This window comes from Kitasatospora sp. NPDC048286 (assembly GCF_043201735.1).
GTDB lineage: Bacteria > Actinomycetota > Actinomycetes > Streptomycetales > Streptomycetaceae > Kitasatospora.
Genome location: NZ_JBICZE010000008.1, coordinates 110,394 through 129,622, shown reverse-complemented (window position 1 = coordinate 129,622; position 19,229 = coordinate 110,394). Strand labels below are relative to the sequence as shown.

Genomic DNA, 19,229 nt, shown 5'->3' with positions numbered 1-19,229 from the left:
AGGATGCGACATGAGCGCATACAGGCCGCAGCTTAGCCGACGCGGTTTCCTCGGCGGCTCCCTCCTCTTCGTCGCCGGCGCGGCGGTCGGCTGCAGCACCAGCCCCCTCGGCGGCGGCTCGTCCGGCGCCGAGACCACGCTGAACGTCTGGTTCCACGCCTACGGCGAGGCGGGCACCCAGCAGGCCGCCACCCGCTACGCGGAGAGCTTCACCAAGGCCCACCCGGACATCGCGGTCAAGGTCACCTGGGTGCCCGGCGACTACACCAGCAAGCTCAACGCCACCCTGCTCACCGACGGCGCCCCGGACGTCTTCGAGATCGGCGACCTCAGCGCGGGCATGGCCCGGCGGGGCCAGATCGCCGCCCTCGACGACCTGTACGGCGCTGCCGAGGCCGACTTCAACCCGGGCGACATCGACTACGTGACGGTCGACGGCAAGCTCTACGGCGTCAAGATGGTCGACGACGTCATGATGCTCTACTACCGCAAGAGCGCCCTCGCCAAGGCTGGCATCACCCCGCCCACCACCTTCGACCAACTCGCCGCCGCCGCCAAGGCGCTGACCACCAAGAACGGCAAGGGCCTGTTCGTCGGCAACGACGGGATCGGCGACACCCCGTCCCTGGCCGTGTTCTCCAACGGCGGCGACCTGGTCACCGACGGCACCGTGGCCTACGCGTCCCCGCAGGCCGTCGAAGCGGTGGCCGGCCTCAAGCGCCTGCACGACGACCAGTCCCTACTGCTCGGCTTCACCACCGACTGGTGGGACCCGTCCGCCTTCACCCAGGGCGTCGTTCCGATGCAGTGGTGCGGCCTGTGGGCGATGCCCGCGATCAGGACCGCACTCGGCGACGACTTCGGCGTCCTGCCCTGGCCCGCCTTCAAACCCGGTGGCACCCCGGTCCTGCACGTCGGTGGCTGGACGAGCTGCGTCAACGCCAAGGGCAAGCACACGGACGCGGCCAAGAAGTTCGTCCAGTGGCTGTGGGTGGAACAGACCGACCTCCAGAAGGACTTCGCGGAGAGCTACGGCTTCCACATTCCGCCCCGCACCTCCGTGGCCGCCGCCGCCGACAAGCTCGCCCAGGGCACCGCCAAGGAGACCGCCGAACTCGCCGCCAAGTACGGCAGGCACAACCCCAACACCTGGGACACCGCGGTCTCCACCCCGCTCGCCGCGGCCGCCGCGAAGATCGTCGGTGGGCAGGGCGATCCCGCCGCACTCCTGGCCGACGCGGCCAAGCAGGCCCAGACCGCCGTGGACAAGCAGCGATCCTGATGGCCGCCAGCCCGGACACCACCGTGCGCCCCGAGCGGGCCAGGCGCCCTTCGGCTCGGCCGAGGGGCTTGGCTCCGGCCCGCGGGCGGCGCGCCGACCGGCGCGCCTGGGGAGCGTTCGCCCTGCTCACCGCCCCGATGCTGATCGGTCTCGGTGTCTTCAAGTACGTCGCGATCGGCTGGAGCCTGCTGCTCAGTCTCAGTGATGCCCACGGCACCATCGCGCTCGGCCACTGGGTCGGTCTGGACAACTACCGACAGCTGCTGGGAGACCCGGCCTTCCGCTCCTCGTTGGTCCAGATCCTGCTGTTCACCGCGGTCATCGTCCCGATCACGTTCGGGGTCTCGCTCGGCCTCGCGCTGCTGGTGCACCGGGTCAGACGCGGCCGGGCGCTGGTGCGGACCGCCTTCCTGATCCCCACCGCCGTCTCCTACGTCGCGGCCTCGCTGTTGTGGAAGATGTGCCTGTTCAACGGCCTGCCCGCCGGCATCGCCAACATGGTCGGCGGCTGGTTCGGCATGGACGCCGTGCCCTGGCTGCAGACCACCGACCCGCCGCTGTACTGGATCGTCCTGGTCACCGTCCGCCTCTGGCTCCAGGTCGGCTTCTACATGGTGCTCTTCCTGGCCGGTCTTCAGGCCATCCCCAGGGACGTGTACGAGGCCGCCGCCCTGGACGGCGCCACCGGACGGCGGACGCTGCGCCGCATCACCCTCCCGATGCTGCGCAACACCTCGGTCGCCGTGCTGATGCTCCAGTTCATCGCCGCCTTCCAGGCCTTCGACGAGTTCTACAACCTGTTCAGCAGCGGCCTCTCCGGGACGGGCACGGCCCCGGTGCAAACCCCGCTGGTCTACCTGTACAACACCGCGATGGGTGCCCAGAACTACGGCCTCGGATCGGCCGGGGCCTTCGTACTCACCGCGCTGATCGTGGGAGTGACTCTGATTCAGGGCCGGTTCACCGGCTTTGGCAAGGGCGAGGAGTGAGCCGACCATGACGTCGACCCTGCTGAGGCGGGTGCGCCCCGGCGCGCGCGGCCTGTTGGTGGGCCTGCTGACGGTGGTCTTCCTGACGCCGTTCTACCTGATGCTGCGCAACGCGCTGATGGACTCCCAGGGACTGACCTCGCCGCGGTGGACCTGGTGGCCCTCGCAGATGCACTGGGAGAACTTCACCGCGCTCTTCGAGGACCCCACCCTCCACATGGGGCAGGCACTCGGCAACTCCCTGCTGATCGCCGGGATCACCGCTCCACTGTCGACCCTGCTCGCCTCGGCCGCCGGCTACGCCTTCGCGCGGATCCCGGTGCCGGGACGCGGCTTCCTGCTGGCGCTGGTGGTGGCCACCCTGATGATCCCCGGGTCGGTGACCTTCGTCCCGTCCTTCGTCGTGGTCGGCTCGATGGGCGGGGTCAACACGCTGTGGGGCGTCATCGCGCCCGGGCTGTTCAATCCCTTCGCCGTCCTGCTGTTCCGCAACTTCTACCTGCAGTTCCCGGCCGAGATCGAGGAGGCCGGGCGCCTGGACGGCCTCGGCTGGCTCGGCCTCTACCGCCGGATCGCCCTGCCCTCCTCCGGTGCGATGCTCGCCTCGCTCGGCGCGCTCGCCTTCATCGACAGCTGGAACGCCTTCCTGTGGCCGCTGGTCATCGGACAGGACCCGTCCGCCTGGACCGCACAGATCGCCCTGTCCACCTTCCTCACCTCACAGACCATCAACCTGCCCGGCCTGTTCGCCGGTGCGGTCGTGACCGTCGCCCCGCTGGTCGCGATGTTCCTCATCGCCCAGCGCTACATCGTCGAAGGAATCGCCACCAGCGGTCTCAAGGGCTGAGCCGCCCGGGCCGTCTCCCCTGATGCCCCGGACCCGAACACGAGACCTGATCTCGGGCCCGGGGGCCCGCACCACCCCTTCCTCCCGCCCCGCTCTCCTGGAGATTCGCCATGAGATCTGCCAGAACCGCGTACGGCCGCGCGAGACCCACCACCCGCAGCCTTCCCGCCCTCCTCGCCGCGGCCGCCCTGCTCGTCGGTGCCGCCCCCGGTGCCGCCGCGACCCCAACCTCGGCCGCCACCACCGCCGATCCCGTCGCGATGACGGGCGCCCAGCTCGCCGCCTCCTGGACCGGCCCGCTCTCCACCCGGGGCCGGTACATCGTCGACGCGGGCGGCAACCGCTTCAAGCTCAAGGCCGGCAACTGGGCCGGCGCCCAGGGCACGTACGAGGGCAGCGGCGACGTCAACGACGTGGTCAACCACCAGGCGAAGCAGATGTCGAACAACATCCCGCTCGGCCTGGACCGCACGCCGCTCAGCCAGATCACGGCCGACTTCCACGCCCTCGGGATCAACAGCATCCGGCTGCCGTTCGCCAACGCGATGATCCACGACAGCACCGTCGTCCCGGACTCCGCCGTCACCGCCAACCCGCAGCTCAAGGGCAAGACCCCGTTGCAGGTGTACGACGCGGTGGTCGCCGCCCTCACCGCCGACGGGTTCGCCGTCATCCCCAACAACCACACCACCACTTACCGGTTCTGCTGCGGCCTGGACGGCAACGAGCGGTGGAACAGCGGCCAGTCCACCGAGCAGTGGGTCGACGACTGGGTGTTCCTGGCCAACCGGTACAAGGCGAACAAACGCGTGGTCGGCGCGGACCTGCGCAATGAGGTCCGCCGCGACACCTGGGACGACCCCAACTGGGGCTGGGGCGACTCCCATGACGAATACGCCGCCTTCGAAGAGGCCGGCAACAAGATCCTCCAGGCCGACCCCGACATGCTGATCATCATGGAGGGCATCAACTGGCAGGGCATCCCCTCCGGGCTGTTCAGCCACGGCCGACCGATGCTCACGCCGGTGCGCACCCTGTCCAACACCCTGATCGGATCCGGCAAGCTGGTCTACTCCGCGCACTTCTACGGCTTCACCGGACCCAACCACACCGGTTCGGACGGCGGCTGGCAGAACGGCGAAACCAACGACCCCCGCTACCGGGACCTCACCCCGCAGCAACTGGTCCAGGCCGTCAACGACGAGGCGCTGTTCGTCACCCAGGAGGGGCAGCACTTCACCGCCCCGGTGTGGATCAGCGAGTTCGGCGACGGCGGCCGAGGCAACGGCGACAACCCCGACAAGAGGGAGGCCGACGCCAAGGAGAGGGTCTGGTTCAAGAACTTCACCGACATCCTGGTACAGAACGACACCGACTTCGCCCAGTGGCCACTGATCGGCTGGATGGACGCCACCGGTAAGCCGAACGACAACTGGGCGCTGATCAACTACGACGCCACCGGCAGGAAGCTCAGCGTCAACGACCCCGGAGACTGGCGGGCCGGCGACTGGAACAAGCTGGTCAACGCGCCCGCCAGGACCGGCCCCGTGCCGCAGGCCGATCACTGGAACATGATCAACCTCGATCACGGCGACCAGAACCTCTCCGCCAGGATGCTCGCCCAGGGAGACTGGAGGCCCGGCAACCACAAGGGCAACTGCCCCGACTCCCAGCGACTGCTCGGCGTCAGCCGCTCCAAGAGCCGCGGCCTGTGCACCGACGCCTCCCAGCCCGCGAAGTCCAGCGGACCCTGGGTCACCGTCACCGACGAGCGCTTCGTCACCCACGGCGACTGGGCCTCCGGTTACCTCAAACTGCAGTGCCCGGACAACCACTTCGCGGTCGGTTACAGCGTCGACGGGAACTCGCTCTCCGGCCTGCTCTGCGCACCCGCAGCCACCACGCTGCCGACCGCCGGCCGCGGCACCGTGTGGTTCGACTGGGGCGACAACCCCTCCAACGCCGGCTCGATACACGGAGACTGGGCTTCCGGTGACTACAAGGGCCAGTGCGCCGACAACGAGTACGTCGCCGGCATCGCTCATGGAGGCTGGCAGGACCACTACGTCCCCGACGCCCTGCTCTGCCGCCCGCTGAGCTGACCCACCCCTGATCTCAGCCCCACCCCCCCGAGGAGTACCAAGGCATGCCGCAGCTGGAGATCGCCGCAGACGGCTTCCGTCTCGACAACCGACCGTTCCGCATCATCTCCGGCGGACTGCACTACTTCCGCGTCCACCCGGAGCAGTGGGCCGACCGGCTCCACAAGGCGCGCCTGCTGGGACTCAACACGGTCGAGACCTACGTCCCCTGGAACCTCCACGCCCCCCGGCCCGGTGAATTCCGGCTGGACGGAGGTCTCGACCTCCCCCGCTTTCTCGACGCGGCCGCCGACGAGGGCCTGCACGTGCTGCTCCGCCCCGGCCCCTACATCTGCGCCGAGTGGGAGTGCGGCGGCCTGCCCTCCTGGCTGCTCGCCGAGGACGGCATCGAACTGCGCAGCCGCGACCCCCGCTTCCTCGAAGCCGTCGACGACTACCTCGCCAACCTGATGGCAGCCGTCAAGCCATACCTGTCCACCAGCGGCGGGCCGGTCATCGCCGTCCAGCTGGAGAACGAGTACGGCGCGTACGGCTCCGACACCGTCTACCTCGCGGAGCTCGCCGACCTGCTGCACACCCACGGCGTCGACGTGCCCCTGTTCACCTGCGACCAGCCCGCCGACCTCGCCCGTGGCGGCCTCGACGGCGTGCTGCGCACCGTGAACTTCGGCAGCCGCGTCGACGCCGGCCTCGCCGAACTGCGTCGGCACCAACCGACCGGGCCATTGATGTGCTCGGAGTTCTGGATCGGCTGGTTCGACCGCTGGGGTGGCGTCCACACCACCCGGGACGCCGCCGACGCGGCCGCCGACCTGGAACGGCTGCTCGCAGCCGGCGCGTCCGTCAACATCTACATGTTCCACGGCGGCACCAACTTCGGCTTCACCAACGGTGCCAACGACAAGGGCACCTACCGGCCCACCGTCACCTCCTACGACTACGACTCACTCCTCGACGAGGCCGGCGACCCCACCCCCAAGTACGAGGCCTTCCGCGAGGTCATCGCCAGACACGCGCCCGTCCCCGCCGAACCGGTGCCCGCCCCCGCTCCGAAGCTCGCCCCCGGGACGGTCGAGCTCACCGAGTGCGCCGGCCTGCTGGACCAGGTCCACGCCCTCGGCCGGGCCGTGCCGTCGGGCCGTCCGCTGAGCATGGAGCAGCTCGGCCAGGACTTCGGGTTCGTGCTCTACGAGACGATCGTCCCGATGGCGGGACCGGCCGTGCTGCGGGTCGGCGAGGTCCGCGACCGGGCGCAGGTCTTCGTCGACGGGCAGCCGGTCGGCGTCCTGGAGCGCGAGACGCGCGAGCACGCCCTCGCGTTCCTCTCGCCGCGGCACGGTGCGCAGCTGTCGGTGCTGGTGGAGAACCAGGGCCGGGTCAACTACGGGCCCGGCATCCACGACCGCAAGGGACTCCTCGGCGAGGTCACGGTCAACGGCGCCGAGCTCGCCCACTGGGAGAGTCGCCCGCTGCCCCTGACCCGCCTCGACGACCTCGCCTTCACCCTCGCGGACACCGCCCGGCCCGCGGTCGGGCCGGCCTTCCACCGCGGCTCGTTCGTGCTCGGCCGGCCGGCCGACGGCTACCTCGCCCTCACCGGCTGGACCAAGGGGCACGCCTGGATCAACGGCTTCCCACTCGGCCGCTACTGGTCCCGCGGCCCGCAGACCACCCTTTTCGTGCCCGCGCCGGTCCTGCGTCCCAGCCGCAACGAGATCACCGTCCTCGAACTCCACGCCGCCGTCACCCGCACCGTCGAACTGCGGAACCTGCCCGACCTGGGCCCCACCCAGGACTGACGAAGCCACGGAGGCCGATCATGCACAGCAAGCAACGCCTCATCGAACAGCGCCTGAAGCGGGTGCTCACCGAGCGGATCCGGCCCGCCGTGTACGGCCGTACCGTCCCGCTGCGGGTGGGGGTCTGGAACGCCCCTGGGGAGCCGGTGCCGGTTGCCGAAGGCCTCGCCGCGCCGTACCGGCCGGTGTCGGTCGGCCACCGCTGGGGGCCGGCGTGGTCCACCAGTTGGTTCGAGATCACCGGCAAGGTCCCGGAGGAGTGGGCCGGGCAACGGGTCGAGGCCGTCCTCGACCTCGGCTTCAACGTCACCGGCGCGGGCTTCTCCAGCGAGGGCCTGGTGTACCGGGCCGACGGCAACGTGGTGAAGGCGATCAACCCGCGCAACGCCTGGCTGCCGATCGCCGGCCCGGCCGCCGGAGGCGAGGAGTTCACCTACTACATCGAGGCCGCCGCCAACCCGGCCCTGTGCGACAGCCACACGCCGACCACGCTCGGGAGCAAGCCGTCCTGGATGACCGGCTCGGGGCAGTCCGGCGAGACGCTCTACCAGCTGCTCCGCCTGGACCTCGCCGTGTTCGACACCCAGGTCTGGGAACTCGCCCAGGACCTGGACGTGCTGGGCGAGTTGATGCACCAGCTGTCCGAGGCCGAGCCCCGCCGCTGGCAGCTCCTGCAGACCATCGAGCGCGCCCTGGACGCCGTCGACCTGCAGGACGTCAGTGGGAGCGCCGCCGCCGCGCGCGAGGTGCTGCGCCCCGCGCTGGCCGCTCCCGCGGCGCCCAGCGCCCACCGGATCTCCGCTGTCGGGCACGCGCACATCGACACCGCCTGGCTGTGGCCACTGCGCGAGACCGTCCGCAAAGTCGCCCGGACCGTCTCCAATGTCACCCAACTGATGGACGAGCATCCGGAGTTCCGCTTCGCCATGTCCCAGGCTCAGCAGCTGGCCTGGCTGAAGGACAAGCGCCCCGAGGTGTACGCCCGCGTCCAGGAGAAGGCGAAGAGCGGGCAATTCCTGCCGGTCGGCAGCCTCTGGGTGGAGCCGGACACCAACATCACCGGCGGCGAGGCCCTCGCCCGGCAGCTCATCCACGGCAAACGCTTCTACCTCGACGAGTTCGGCACCGAGACCCAGGAGATGTGGCTGCCCGACACCTTCGGCTACAACGCGGCCATGCCGCAGCTGATGAAGCTCGCCGGAGTGCGGTGGTTCCTCACCCAGAAGATCTCGTGGAACACCACCAACAAGTTCCCGCACCACACCTTCCGCTGGGAGGGCATCGACGGCACCCGGATCTTCAGCCACTTCCCGCCCGTCGACACTTACAACGCCGAGATCACCGGCGCCGAACTCGCCCACGCCGTCGCCAACTTCCAGGACAAGGGTGCGGCCAACAGCTCCCTGCTCCCGTTCGGCTACGGCGACGGCGGCGGCGGCCCCACCCGCGAGATGCTCGCCCGCGCCGCCCGACTCGCCGACCTGGAGGGATCCCCCCGGGTGGTCATCGAGCCCCCCGCCGACTTCTTCACCCGTGCCGAAGCCGAGTACCCCGAGGCACCCGTCTGGGCGGGCGAACTCTACCTGGAGTTCCACCGCGGCACACTCACCAGCCAGCTGCGCACCAAACAGGGCAACCGGCGCAGCGAACACCTGCTGCGCGAGGCCGAACTCTGGTCGGCCACGGCGACCGTTCGTGCAGGCTTCCCCTATCCGTACGAGGCGCTCGACCGACTGTGGAAGACGGTGCTGCTGCACCAGTTCCACGACATCCTCCCCGGCTCCTCCATCGCCTGGGTGCACCGGGAGGCCGAGCAGACCTACGCCGAGGTCCTCGATGAGCTTCACGGGATCGTCTACACGGCCCAGCGCGCGCTGGCCGGCGACGGTGAGAAGACCGTCGTCTTCAACGCCTCCCCGTACGACCGTAGCGGCATCCCCGCCTTCGGCGCGGCCGTCCGCCCCGCCCTCGCCGACCCGGCCGTCGCTCCCGTCGCGTGCGGCGACGGTTTCGTCCTCGACAACGGCCTGGTGCGGATCGAGATCGACGCCCGCGGCCTGGTCACTTCCGCGATCGATCTCGCGGCCGGCCGCGAAGCCGTCGCCCCCGGTGCGGCGGCGAACCTGCTGCAGTTGCACCAGGACTTCCCGAACGAGTACGACGCCTGGGACATCGACGAGTTCTACCGCAACACCGTCCACGACCTCACCGAGGCCGAGACGGTGACCGCCGCGCCCGGCGGGGTCAGGATCGTCCGGCTCTTCGGAGACTCGCGGATCGAGCAGCTGCTCTCACTGCGCGTGGGCTCCCGCCGGCTCGACATCGACACCGAGATCGACTGGCACGAGAAGGAGAAGTTGCTCAAGGCAGCCTTCCCGCTCGACCTGCGCGCCGATCATTCCAGCGCAGAGATCCCCTTCGGCCACGTCAAACGCCCCACCCACACCAACACCAGCTGGGACGCCGCCAAGTTCGAGATCTGCGCCCACCGCTACCTGCACGTCGGCGAGAACGACTGGGGCGCCGCACTGGTCAACGACTCCACCTACGGCCATGAGGTCACCCGCGACGTCCGTCCCGACGGCGGCACCACCACCACCGTCCGGCTCACTCTGCTGCGCGCCCCGCGTTTCCCCGACCCGGACGCCGACCAGGGCCACCACCGGCTCCGCTGCGGCCTCGTCATCGGCGCCGACATCGCCGACGCCGTACGCGAGGGCTACCACCTCAACCTGCCGGATCAGGCAATCCTCGGTTCGGTGGCGGTGAAGCCGCTGGTCGGGGCGGACGACGACGCCGTCGTCATCGAAGCCGTCAAGCTCGCCGACGACCGATCCGGCGACGTCGTGGTGCGCCTCTACGAGGCCCACGGCGGACGGGCACAGGCCACCCTGACCACCGGCTTCCCCCTGGAGACCGCGGTCGCTACCGATCTGCTGGAACGTCCTCTTGCCGGACCCGATCACACCCCTGCGGTGTGGGCGGGCGACCGCCGGGTGGAGCTGACACTGCGGCCGTTCCAGATCCTCACCCTCCGGCTACGGGTCGCCGCAGACGAGTGATCACCAGCCCCGCGCCTCCGGCACAGGCGTGGTCGCGGGCGGCCGGCCGGCCTCATCCGGGAGGGCGGGGCCGGCCGGTGGTCGCAGGAGGTGGCGATGGCGGACAGGATGCGGGTGCGGGCCGCCATCGCCGATCACCGAGGCGGGCAACCACCCGAAGGTCGCCGCGCTGGTCTACGTCGCCGCCTTCGCCCCGGACAAGGGCGAGTCGGTGGGCACCCTGATCGCCGACCCGGCCCCGGGCGCGCCGGTGCCGCCGATCCTGCCGCCACGGGACGGGTTCCTCTTCCTCGACCGGGAGCAGTTCGCCGCCTCCTTCGCCGCCGACATCCCCGCCGCCACAGCCGCCTTCATGGCCGACGCCCAGGTCCCCTGGGGGCTCGACGCGCTCAACGGCGCGGTCTCCGAGCCCGCTTGGCGGGCCCGGCCGAGCTGGTACCTGGTCGCCGCCGACGACCGGATGATCCCGCCGCCCGCCCAGCGCGCGATGGCCGAGCGGGCCGGCGCCCGGGCCGAGGAGGTGTCGGGCAGTCACGCCGTCTACGCCTCCCGTCCGGACGCGGTCGCGGAGTTGATCGCGCGGGCCGCCGGCCGCTGACCGACCACCGGACGGCGCGGCAGGGCGGGCCCCTGCCGTGCCACCCGGTCAGCGGCTACCGGGGCCGCCACCGAGGAGCGGCTGCCCGGCCGACTGCGTCCCTGTGCCAACGCCGGGTGCCGGCTGTTCCCGCGCGACCGCAGCCGTGCCAACCGCGCCCGCTGGTGCTCGATGGCGGTCTGCGGCAACCACGAGAAGGCGCGCCGCCACTACGAACGCACCCGCTGACTCCTGCCGGGCGGGTACCGGGCACACTGCCGGGCGGCCGGAGCGCCCGGGGCCGTCGCGGGCCCGGTGCCGACCTGTGCCGGGGCGCGCTCCGAATCGGCGATCAGGGCGCGGAGCGCGGTGGCCACCTGGGCGGGGCGCTCCTGCATCGCGACGTGTCCGACGTCCGGCAGCGAGAGAAGGCGTGCGTCGCGGAAGGCCGCATGGGTCCGGGGTGCCGTACGGAAGGGGACGAGGCGGTCCTCCCGGCCGTAGACGAGCAGGGTGGGCGCCTGGACCCGGCCTGCCTGGGACCAGGCCGACGACCGGCCTCGGTGCAGCTGTGAGCGGACCACGGCCCGTACTCCTTCGGCCAGCATGGCGTGGGTGTGGGGCAGTTCGGACCGGCGCAGTCGTTCCCGAGCCTCGGTCGCGCGCTGCTCGCGGCCGACCCGGGCCGGGTCCGCGTAGATCAGCCGGTAGAGGTCGTCCAGCTGCCGTTCGGGGCTCTGCGTGGAGACGCGTCGGGCGTACAGTCGGGAGGCTCCGGGCAGACCGAGCAGGGCCACGCGGAGGGCCTGGGGTGGTGGGAAGGCGGGCAGGACCGGGGAGACGAGGGTCAGCGTCGCGACCAGGTCCGGCCGGCGGGCGGCGAGGTGGAGGGCGGTGAGGCCGCCGAGGGAGTTGCCGACCAGGTGGACGCGGCGGTGCCCGGTGCGCTCGAGGTGACGGGCGACGGCCGCCGCCTGACGTCCGACGGTGACGATGCCGTCGGGCGGGGGAGCGGACCGCCCGAAGCCCGGGAGGTCGAGGGCCAGGCAGTGCACCGAGGTCCGCAGGAGGTCCATCAGCGCCGCCCAGTTGTGGGTCCACCCGCCGAGCCCGTGCAGGAAGACGGCGGTGCCGGCGGCGGGGGCGCTGCTGCGCAGGTACTCGGCCGCGAGGTGCTGGTGCATGGTGGTCCGTTCGTTCGTTGCGGTCGGTCGTCGCGCCCCGTCGGCCGGCTCAGCACCGCAAGGAGCCGGCGGTCTCCGCGACGGCGAGCCGGTAGTGCTCGACGAGTCGGTCGCCCACCGTCTCCCAGCTGCGGTCCGTGACGACGGTGCGGCCGGCCTGTCCGAACGCACGCCGCAGGTCGTGGTCACGGGCGAGCCGCTCGACGGCATCCCGGAACCCTCCGGTCGTACCGGGCGGGACGAGGAAGCCGGTGCGTCCGGGCCGGACGAGGTCCAACGGGCCGCCGGCTGCCGGGGCGACCACGGGCAGGCCGCTCGCCATCGCCTCCTGGAGGGTCTGGCCGAAGGTCTCGAACGGTCCGGTGTGGGCGAACACGTCGAACGAGGCGTAGAGCCGGGCGAGTTCGTGGCCGGTGCGGCGGCCCAGGAAGACGGCGTCCGGCAGTGCGGCCTGCAGCCGGGCGCGGCAGGGGCCGTCGCCGACCACGACCAGCCGCGCGCGGGGGATCCGGGACACCTCCGCGAGCCGGTCGAGCTGCTTCTCCTGGGCCAGGCGCCCGACGTACCCGATCAGGATCTCGCCGGGGCGGCCCAGTCGCTGCCGCAGGGCCTCGTCGCGATGCCGGGGGTGGAAGCGTGCGCAGTCGACGCCGCGTGGCCACAGGTGGATCCTGGGGATGCCGTGCGCGGCCAGGGCGTGCAGCGAAGCCCGGGAGGGCGCGAGCGTCCGCGTGGCCGAGGCGTGGATGTGCCGCAGCCGCCGCCAGGCGAGTCGGGGCCCGGCCGCGCCGAGCACCGGCAGGTAGGTCCGGGCGTACGCGGCCAGATCGGTCTGGTAGACCGCGACGCAGGGGCGGCCGGCCCGGGCGGCCGCGGCAGCCCCGGCGGCCCCGAGCACGAACGGGCCGGCCAGGTGGACCACGTGCGGACCGAACCGTCCGACGGCGTCGGCCACCTGCCGTCCCGGGAGGGCGACCCGCACCTCCGGGTAGCCCGGCAGCGGCAGGGATGGGACGCGGACCACCTCGTAGCCGTACGCCCGCTCACGGCGCCCGCCCGCGTACCGCCGGGTGGCCCGCTCGGCCGGCGCGACGACGACCGGGGTGTGGCCCCGGGCCGCGAGGTGCTCGGCCGTCCGGAGAACGCTGTGGGCGACCCCGTCGATCCGCGGGGCGAAGGACTCCGTGACGATCAGGACCCGGAGCCGTTCGCTTCCGGCCGGCCACCCGGCGGCCGACGGCGGCGTCGGGCCGTCCGGGACGCCGATCACCGGGCGCCCCGCGACTTCGCCGGGGCCTGCGCCGCCGCGAGGGAACGGCCGACGGCCCGCAGGTCCCGCAGGATCTCCCGGAAGGAGTCGGCGAGGTTCGCCTCGCGGTACGGCAGGCCGATCTCGGCGCAGTACGCACGGACGATGCGCGAGGCGGGGCGCAGCGCCACCACGGGCATGCCCGGGAACAGGTGGTGCTCGATCTGGTGGCCCAGACCTCCGAAGACGCCGTGGACGAACCGGCCGGCCCGCAGGTTGCGGGAGGGCAGGACCTGTCGACGGAGGAAGTCCTCGCGCTCCGCCTCCGGGCCGGTCAGTGGCATGCCCTTGTGGTTGGGCGCGAAGACGCAGCCCAGGTACACGCCGAGCACCGCTGTGCACAGCACGGTGAAGGCCAGCGCCTGGAGCGGGGAGAGGACGACCGCGAGCAGGGCCGTGGCCAGGGCGTAGTGCAGTGCGACGAGGACACGTTCGAGGGTCGGGTGACGGACCGTCCCGCGGGTGAGGGCCAGGCAGGTGGCGACGAGCAGGCCGAGTGCCTGGAGGGAGAGCAGCGGGAAGAACAGCGCGGCCTGGTGTCTGGCCGCGAACCGCCGCAACCCCCTGGTCCGGAGGGCCTGTTCGGTGGTCCGGGCGAAGAGGATGGAGTCTGCGGCCGGGTCGTGGCCCTCGCGGTTCGGGTGTGCGTGGTGCCGGTTGTGGTCGTCGACCCACCACCCGTAACTCATCCCGACCACGAGATTGCCCAGCAGGATGCCCGCCAGGTCGGTCGCCCGCCGGCCGGTGAACACCGCACGGTGCGCGACGTCGTGGCCGAGCAGTGCCAACTGGCCGAGCACCAGGGCGAACAGGGGCGCGAGGGCCAGCTGCCACCAGCTGGCGCCGAGCACGGTGAACCAGGTCAGGAGCGCCGCCAGCGCGGCGAACAGCGCCGCGCTCCGGCAGGCGTAGTACAGCGGGCGCCGGCGCAGCAGACCGGCGGCCGAGACGCGCCGGTGCAGCTCGGTGAAGTCGCCGTGCCGGGCGGTACCGGCGGTCGAGGTGTCCTGAACGGTCATCCCACCATCCCGGTCTCGGGTCGCTCCGGCCGGTCGCGGCGGTCTCGCCGCACGGCCCTGGCCGGTTCCTCAGCGTCCCGTACCCGGACCGCCGCTGTCCTGGAACCGCTCGGGTTCGCCCGCGGAAACGGCGGGATCGGGGGGAAACCTCCCTCGTCGTTCCGTCACGAGTCCGAACGCCGCTCGCGCGTTCGTCGTTCGGTCTGCGCGGTGCGACCGGGGCCCTCCAGTCGTGGCGGGTCCGACCGGCCTCGGCGGTCGGCTGCTACTCCCCCCAGGGGGACGTGGCGGCGGCGAGCTCCAGGCCGGTGATGCCGTCGGCCCGGCGTTCGCGGAGCAGTTCACCACCGATCGAGTAGCGGGGTGCCGCGGTCTCCGAGTGGGCGGCCCGCTCCACGATCGCGTCGACGAGCGAGCGGACCATGGCCGGCCGGGGGTAGGCGGCGTGGATCCGCTGCGCGTGCGGGGCGACGACGTCCGCGTTGCGGCCGAAGTCGGTGCCCACGCCCTCGTGGGTGAGGTAGGACAGCAGGCCGCGGCGCTCGGCGATGCCGGTGGAGGCGTGCAGGGCGATCGCCTCCCACACGCGGTCGACGTCCGTCTCGGGGACGTGGTGCCGGCGCAGCAGGTCGGCTGCCAGGTCCGCGCCCTCCACCTCGAAGCGGGCCTGGCCCTTCGCCAGGGTGCCGGTGCCGAGGTCGTGCAGGACGGTCGCGGCGAACAGCAGGCCGCCGGGCTGCTGGACGGGCGCCCCGCGACGACCCACTGGCGGGACGCCGCCGCGCTGCAACGCCGATACCCCCGGATCGACGTGCGGCCCAACCAGCTCTACGTCGACGACGGCGACGTCCTCACCTCGGCGGGCGTGACCGCGGGCATCGACCTCTGCCTGCACATCATCCGACGGGACTTCGGCGCCGCGGCTGCCAACGCCCGCGCCCGGGTGCTCGTCGCCCCACCCCAACGCCAGGGCGGACAGGCGCAGTTCATCGACCGATTCCGGCCGGTGGCACGTGGCGACGGCCTCGGACCGGTCCGCACCTGGATGCTCGACAACCTCGCCCGCCGACAGACAGTGGACGACTTGGCCCTCCGCGCGCACATGTCCCGCCGGACGTTCATCCGCCGCTTCCGGCAGGAGACGGGCACCTCCCCGATGGCCTGGCTCACCGCGGCCCGCATCGACTGGGCCCGCGAACTCCTGGAGACGACCACGACACCCGTCGAGCAGGTCGCCCGGCTCAGCGGCCTGGGCAGCCCGGCCGCCTTCCGGGCGGCCTTCCACCGCCACGTCGGCACGTCCCCCGCGGACTACCGGGGCACTTTCAGGACCGTCAAGGCGTAACGCGTACGGTTCGAACGCAGGGCCCGAGTGGGCTGCCGAGAAGGGGACTCCGCGCCGGGAGGCCGGGGCCGTCGTCGGGGGCGTCGGTCAGATCGCGAAGCGGTCGGCGTTGCGCCGGACGAAGTCGCCGACGCCGGTGGCGGGGCGGCCGGTGACCTGCTCCACACCGTCGGCCCGGCGGTCGTAGCGGTTCTCCGCGTGCAGGCGGGCCATGGTGGAGATGTGCTGGAACACGTGAGCCGGCAGCTCCAGCGGCCTGAGGTCGTGGTCGATCCACTCCTCCAGCGGTACGTCGGTGTAGCGGACCGGCCGGCCGAGGGCCGCGGAGACCTCGGCGGCGAGGCCCGGGCCGTCCAGTGAGCGCGGGCCGGTCAGCTCGTACACCCGGCCGAGGTGCGGCTGCGGCTCGGCCAGCACCTGCGCCACGACCGCGGCGACGTCCGCGGCGGCGACGGGGGAGGTCCGGGCCCCTCCGAGGGGCAGCCTGATGGTGCCGTCCACCGGGATCGAGGACAGACCGACGCGGAAGAGTGGGTTCTCCAGGAACACCGTGGGCCTGAGCTCGACCACGGGCAGCCCCGACCAGGCGAGGACCTGCTCGACCAGCCACTGCTGCCGGTGCTGGTGCGACTCGCCCGTGTCGCTCAGGCCCAGCTCGGAGACGGTCAGCTGCGACATGTTCACGAACACCTCCAGCCGGCCCGCCGCCCGTGCCACGGCCGCCGTCGTGAGGGCGGCTTGCAGGTACTGGGCGGAGACGCCCATGCCGAAGTACACCCGCCGGCAGCCGGCCAGCGCCTCGGCAACGTCGTCGACGCGGGTCAGGTCCCCGAGGACGACCTCGGCGCCCGTCGCCCGTAGCGCCTCGGCGCGCTCGTCGTCGCTGCGTACCATGGCGCGGACCGGGAGGCCTCGCTGCCGCAGGTCCTCGACCACGGACCGTCCGACCGCGCCCACGCGGCCGGCGGCCCCCGTCACCAGAATCGGTTGCACAGTGTCCTCCAAGGCGTGTTCATGACTGGAAACCAGGGTGACTGACCTGGTGGCCACGGCGCGACCGGAGCAGTCCACCGTGGCCTTCCCATCAGGGCCGTGCATCGGCGTCGAGGCGGTATTGGACAATCAGTCCGAGGGCCGCCACGGCGACGCCGTGGCCGAGGACGGTGCCAAGCAGGCCGACGGGGGCGATCAGTAGCCCCGCGATGATGGCCGGGACTCCGAAGCTCAGGTAGGCGGCGACGTACACGGCCGCGAAGAGTCCGGCCCGCTGTTGGGGACGGGCAAGCGGGGTGATGGCGCGGAGGGCGCCGGAGAAGGAGGCACCGAAGCCCACGCCGCCGATGATGGCACCCACCCACAGCAGCGGGAGCAGCCCGGCGGCGACTCCGGCCTCGATCACGGCGGTGCCCAGCAGCACGCCCACGGTGCCGATGAGGACGGTGCGGTGGGCCGTCAGCCGACCGAGGACGAGGCCGCCTGCCACCGTCGCGGGTCCGGCCTGGCGGCGGTTTCCTGCCAGTGGCCGTGAGGGGCTCGAAGCGGTTGGTGGCCGTCACTCCCTGGGTGCGCGGGCTCGCCCGGCTGGGGCGGGGCGGGTTCGGGGCCGGGCGGACGCAATTTCTTCGCATTAAGCTGTGGGTATGACTTCCCGAGCGACGACACGTCCTGGCGGGCGCAGTGCCCGTGTTCAGCAGTCGGTGCACCAGGCGGTGCGTGATCTGGAGGCGGAGGTGGGGCGGGAGGCGTTGACGGTGCCGTTGATCGCGGCGCGTGCCGGGGTGACGCCTTCGACCGTGTACCGGCGTTGGGGGGATCTGCGGGAGCTGCTGTCCGATGTGGCCGTGGAGCGGCTGCGTCCCGATGCCCCGCCGGCCGATCACGGCAGCCTGCGGGCGGATCTGGAGGCGTGGGTGGAGCAGTTCGCCGAGGAGATGGGCTCGACGGCGGGGCGCACCTATATCCGCGACGCCCTGCTGGGCGATCCCGGGCAGGGCAACGCGGTGCGCTGCTCCGACTACGCCGCCGAGCAGTTGAAGGCCGTGGGCGTGCGGGCGGCCGGGCGGGGGGAGGCGGTGCCGGACGTGGAGACCCTGCTGGACGTCGTCGTCTCCCCGCTGATGTACCGGATCCTCTTCCGCCCCTCGGACCTGTCCAGGGACTACACGGACCACCTGGTCGCGGCGGCGCTGGGCCGTACCGCGCCTTCCCCGACACCTAAAAGCTAAATATTTGCGATTCGGTGCCCCGGATGCCTAGAGTGCTTAACGCAAAGCATTCGCCTTAAGGCTCCGAGGTGCTTCCATGTCCTGTGTCATGGCCGGCTACACCGCCCGGACCCGGCCCGCCCGCACCGTGAACCTGGCCGGCACCGCGCTCCTGGTGCCGGGCGTCCTGCTGACCCTCGGCGCCCCCCACCTGTCCGGCCTGCCCGCCCTGTTCGCCGGCACCGCCCTGGCCGGCGCGGGCTTCGGTGCCGTCACCCACAGCGCCCTGCGCCTGCTGCTGCCCCCGGCCGCCCCGCGCGAACGCGCCGCCACCCTGGCGGCCTACCACGTCCTCAGCTACCTGGCCATGAGCGTCCCCGCCGTCCTCGCCGGCCTGCTGACCACCCGGTACGGCCTGTCGACCACCCTCGCGCTGTACGCCGTGGCGGTCCTCCTGCTGGCCCTGACCGGCCTGGCCCGCGCCACGCGCCGGCCGCACACCGCCTGACCCCCGGCCACCCGACACCCGACACCCGGCCCCCGGTCACCCGACCGCACAGCTCCTCCCGCACCGCCCCGTCGAAAGGACCCGTCGATGAGTACCACCACCCCCGCCACCGGCACGGCATGGAGTCTCGGCGACATCACCGTCCACCGGGTCGACGAGATCGAACTCCCGCGCCAGACCGGCCCCTGGCTGCTGCCCGACGCCACCAAGGAGGTCCTCGACCAGGCCCCCTGGCTGCGCCCCGACTTCGCCGACGCCGAGGTGCCCCGCCTGGCCAGCCACAGCTTCGCGGTACGGGCGGGCGGGCTGCGGATCGTCGTGGACACCGGCATCGGGAACGCCAAGCCGCGTGCCAACCCGGCCTGGAACGGCCTGGACACCGACTTCCCGGAGCGCCTGACCGAGGCCGGCTTCCCGCCGGAGTCCGTCGACCTGGTCATCACCACCCACCTGCACACCGACCACGTCGGCTGGAACACCCGCCGCACCGGCCGGGACTGGACCCCCACCTTCCCCAACGCCCGCTACCTCACCAGCCGCACCGAATGGGACCACTGGGCCGCCGCCGACCTCGACGAGGCCCGCACCCAGATGTTCCGCGATTCCGTCCACCCCGTGCGCGACGCCGGACAGTACGACCCGGTGACCGTGCCCGAGTGGGGACACGAGGTCGCCCCGGGCGTCCTCCTGGTCCCCGCCCCCGGCCACACCCCGGGCCAGGTCGCCGTCGAACTGCGCGGCAGCGACCGCCGGGCGCTGATCACCGGCGACAGCATCCACCACCCCGTGCAGCTGTCCCACCCCCACGTCCACAGCTGCGTCGACCTCGACCCGGCCCAGGCGATCCGCACCCGCGCCCGGCTGCTCGACTCCCTGGCCGACACCGACACGCTGCTGCTGGGCACCCACTTCCCGCACCCCACGGCCGGCACCGTCCGCCGCGAGGACGGCCGCTACCGGCTGCACGCCGAGCCCGGCACCCGCCTGCCGGCCTGACCACAC

16 protein-coding genes and 2 pseudogenes are annotated in these 19,229 nt (G+C 72.2%); 12 read left to right on the top strand and 6 right to left on the bottom strand.

The window, feature by feature from the left end:
• Nucleotides 1–10 precede the first annotated feature (10 nt).
• From ACGF13_RS20690 to ACGF13_RS20655, 8 genes and pseudogenes are all read left to right on the top strand, one after another.
• Complete coding sequence (locus ACGF13_RS20690; protein ID WP_392877093.1) at nucleotides 11–1,282, top strand: ABC transporter substrate-binding protein; 1,272 nt, start codon at nucleotides 11–13, stop codon at nucleotides 1,280–1,282.
• Nucleotides 1,282–2,271 carry a carbohydrate ABC transporter permease gene (locus ACGF13_RS20685; RefSeq protein WP_392877091.1) on the top strand — a complete coding sequence of 330 codons (990 nt, stop codon included), beginning with the start codon at nucleotides 1,282–1,284 and terminating at the stop codon, nucleotides 2,269–2,271. The genes ACGF13_RS20690 and ACGF13_RS20685 overlap by 1 nt, the downstream gene beginning before the upstream one ends.
• A gap of 7 nt (nucleotides 2,272–2,278) precedes the next feature.
• A complete protein-coding gene (locus ACGF13_RS20680; RefSeq protein WP_392877089.1) occupies nucleotides 2,279–3,118 on the top strand; it encodes a carbohydrate ABC transporter permease in 840 nt (279 codons plus the stop codon).
• Between the two features lie 110 nt (nucleotides 3,119–3,228).
• Nucleotides 3,229–5,220, top strand: a complete 1,992-nt coding sequence (locus ACGF13_RS20675) for a glycoside hydrolase family 5 protein (protein WP_392877087.1) — start codon at nucleotides 3,229–3,231, stop codon at nucleotides 5,218–5,220.
• Nucleotides 5,221–5,264: 44 nt separating this feature from the next.
• Nucleotides 5,265–7,019: a beta-galactosidase family protein gene (locus ACGF13_RS20670; protein WP_392877085.1), complete on the top strand. Its 1,755-nt coding sequence runs from the start codon at nucleotides 5,265–5,267 to the stop codon at nucleotides 7,017–7,019.
• Nucleotides 7,020–7,039: 20 nt separating this feature from the next.
• Nucleotides 7,040–10,081 carry an alpha-mannosidase gene (locus tag ACGF13_RS20665; protein ID WP_392877083.1) on the top strand — a complete coding sequence of 1,014 codons (3,042 nt, stop codon included), beginning with the start codon at nucleotides 7,040–7,042 and terminating at the stop codon, nucleotides 10,079–10,081.
• A 133-nt stretch (nucleotides 10,082–10,214) separates the two neighbouring features.
• A pseudogene (locus tag ACGF13_RS20660) lies at nucleotides 10,215–10,679 on the top strand (alpha/beta fold hydrolase); the annotation flags it as partial.
• Between the two features lie 63 nt (nucleotides 10,680–10,742).
• A pseudogene (locus tag ACGF13_RS20655) lies at nucleotides 10,743–10,907 on the top strand (CGNR zinc finger domain-containing protein); the annotation flags it as partial.
• Here the strand turns inward: ACGF13_RS20655 and ACGF13_RS20650 are convergent.
• From ACGF13_RS20650 to ACGF13_RS20635, 4 genes are all read right to left on the bottom strand, one after another.
• A complete protein-coding gene (locus ACGF13_RS20650) occupies nucleotides 10,889–11,842 on the bottom strand; it encodes an alpha/beta fold hydrolase (RefSeq protein WP_392877081.1) in 954 nt (317 codons plus the stop codon). The pseudogene ACGF13_RS20655 and the gene ACGF13_RS20650 sit on opposite strands and share 19 nt — an antisense overlap.
• 49 nt (nucleotides 11,843–11,891) lie before the next feature.
• Entirely contained in the window at nucleotides 11,892–13,037 is a 1,146-nt protein-coding gene (locus ACGF13_RS20645) for a glycosyltransferase family 4 protein (protein ID WP_392877591.1), read from the bottom strand.
• Nucleotides 13,038–13,108: 71 nt separating this feature from the next.
• The gene (locus ACGF13_RS20640) at nucleotides 13,109–14,170 is read right to left on the bottom strand and encodes a fatty acid desaturase family protein (RefSeq protein WP_392877079.1); all 1,062 of its coding nucleotides are present in this window, start codon (nucleotides 14,168–14,170) and stop codon (nucleotides 13,109–13,111) included.
• A gap of 265 nt (nucleotides 14,171–14,435) precedes the next feature.
• Nucleotides 14,436–14,936 carry a hypothetical protein gene (locus tag ACGF13_RS20635; protein WP_392877077.1) on the bottom strand — a complete coding sequence of 167 codons (501 nt, stop codon included), beginning with the start codon at nucleotides 14,934–14,936 and terminating at the stop codon, nucleotides 14,436–14,438.
• Nucleotides 14,937–14,981: 45 nt separating this feature from the next.
• Between ACGF13_RS20635 and ACGF13_RS20630 the strand changes: the two genes are divergently transcribed.
• Entirely contained in the window at nucleotides 14,982–15,515 is a 534-nt protein-coding gene (locus ACGF13_RS20630) for a GlxA family transcriptional regulator (RefSeq protein ID WP_392877075.1), read from the top strand.
• An 87-nt stretch (nucleotides 15,516–15,602) separates the two neighbouring features.
• Here the strand turns inward: ACGF13_RS20630 and ACGF13_RS20625 are convergent, their stop codons facing one another.
• Entirely contained in the window at nucleotides 15,603–16,493 is an 891-nt protein-coding gene (locus tag ACGF13_RS20625; protein ID WP_392877589.1) for an NAD(P)H-binding protein, read from the bottom strand.
• A 106-nt stretch (nucleotides 16,494–16,599) separates the two neighbouring features.
• A complete protein-coding gene (locus ACGF13_RS20620) occupies nucleotides 16,600–16,998 on the bottom strand; it encodes a hypothetical protein (RefSeq protein WP_392877073.1) in 399 nt (132 codons plus the stop codon).
• A 157-nt stretch (nucleotides 16,999–17,155) separates the two neighbouring features.
• Here ACGF13_RS20620 and ACGF13_RS20615 point away from each other — a divergent pair, with 157 nt between their 5' ends.
• The 3 genes from ACGF13_RS20615 to ACGF13_RS20605 all read left to right on the top strand — a co-directional run bounded on the left by ACGF13_RS20615 (nucleotide 17,156) and on the right by ACGF13_RS20605 (nucleotide 19,223).
• A complete protein-coding gene (locus tag ACGF13_RS20615) occupies nucleotides 17,156–17,740 on the top strand; it encodes a TetR/AcrR family transcriptional regulator (RefSeq protein WP_392877071.1) in 585 nt (194 codons plus the stop codon).
• Between the two features lie 76 nt (nucleotides 17,741–17,816).
• Nucleotides 17,817–18,227 (top strand): hypothetical protein, encoded by a 411-nt coding sequence (locus ACGF13_RS20610; RefSeq protein ID WP_392877069.1) that lies wholly within the window; start codon nucleotides 17,817–17,819, stop codon nucleotides 18,225–18,227.
• Between the two features lie 87 nt (nucleotides 18,228–18,314).
• A complete protein-coding gene (locus ACGF13_RS20605; RefSeq protein ID WP_392877068.1) occupies nucleotides 18,315–19,223 on the top strand; it encodes an MBL fold metallo-hydrolase in 909 nt (302 codons plus the stop codon).
• Nucleotides 19,224–19,229: the final 6 nt, after the last annotated feature.

Bases quoted from the DNA above. Each gene is read 5' to 3' on its own strand.
- ACGF13_RS20690 (WP_392877093.1), top strand. From the start codon at position 11: ATGAGCGCATACAGGCCGCAGCTTAGCCGACGCGGTTTCCTCGGCGGC.
- ACGF13_RS20685 (WP_392877091.1), top strand. From the start codon at position 1,282: ATGGCCGCCAGCCCGGACACCACCGTGCGCCCCGAGCGGGCCAGGCGC.
- ACGF13_RS20680 (WP_392877089.1), top strand. From the start codon at position 2,279: ATGACGTCGACCCTGCTGAGGCGGGTGCGCCCCGGCGCGCGCGGCCTG.
- ACGF13_RS20675 (WP_392877087.1), top strand. From the start codon at position 3,229: ATGAGATCTGCCAGAACCGCGTACGGCCGCGCGAGACCCACCACCCGC.
- ACGF13_RS20670 (WP_392877085.1), top strand. From the start codon at position 5,265: ATGCCGCAGCTGGAGATCGCCGCAGACGGCTTCCGTCTCGACAACCGA.
- ACGF13_RS20665 (WP_392877083.1), top strand. From the start codon at position 7,040: ATGCACAGCAAGCAACGCCTCATCGAACAGCGCCTGAAGCGGGTGCTC.
- ACGF13_RS20650 (WP_392877081.1), bottom strand. From the start codon at position 11,842: ATGCACCAGCACCTCGCGGCCGAGTACCTGCGCAGCAGCGCCCCCGCC.
- ACGF13_RS20640 (WP_392877079.1), bottom strand. From the start codon at position 14,170: ATGACCGTTCAGGACACCTCGACCGCCGGTACCGCCCGGCACGGCGAC.
- ACGF13_RS20615 (WP_392877071.1), top strand. From the start codon at position 17,156: ATGACTTCCCGAGCGACGACACGTCCTGGCGGGCGCAGTGCCCGTGTT.
- ACGF13_RS20610 (WP_392877069.1), top strand. From the start codon at position 17,817: ATGTCCTGTGTCATGGCCGGCTACACCGCCCGGACCCGGCCCGCCCGC.
- ACGF13_RS20605 (WP_392877068.1), top strand. From the start codon at position 18,315: ATGAGTACCACCACCCCCGCCACCGGCACGGCATGGAGTCTCGGCGAC.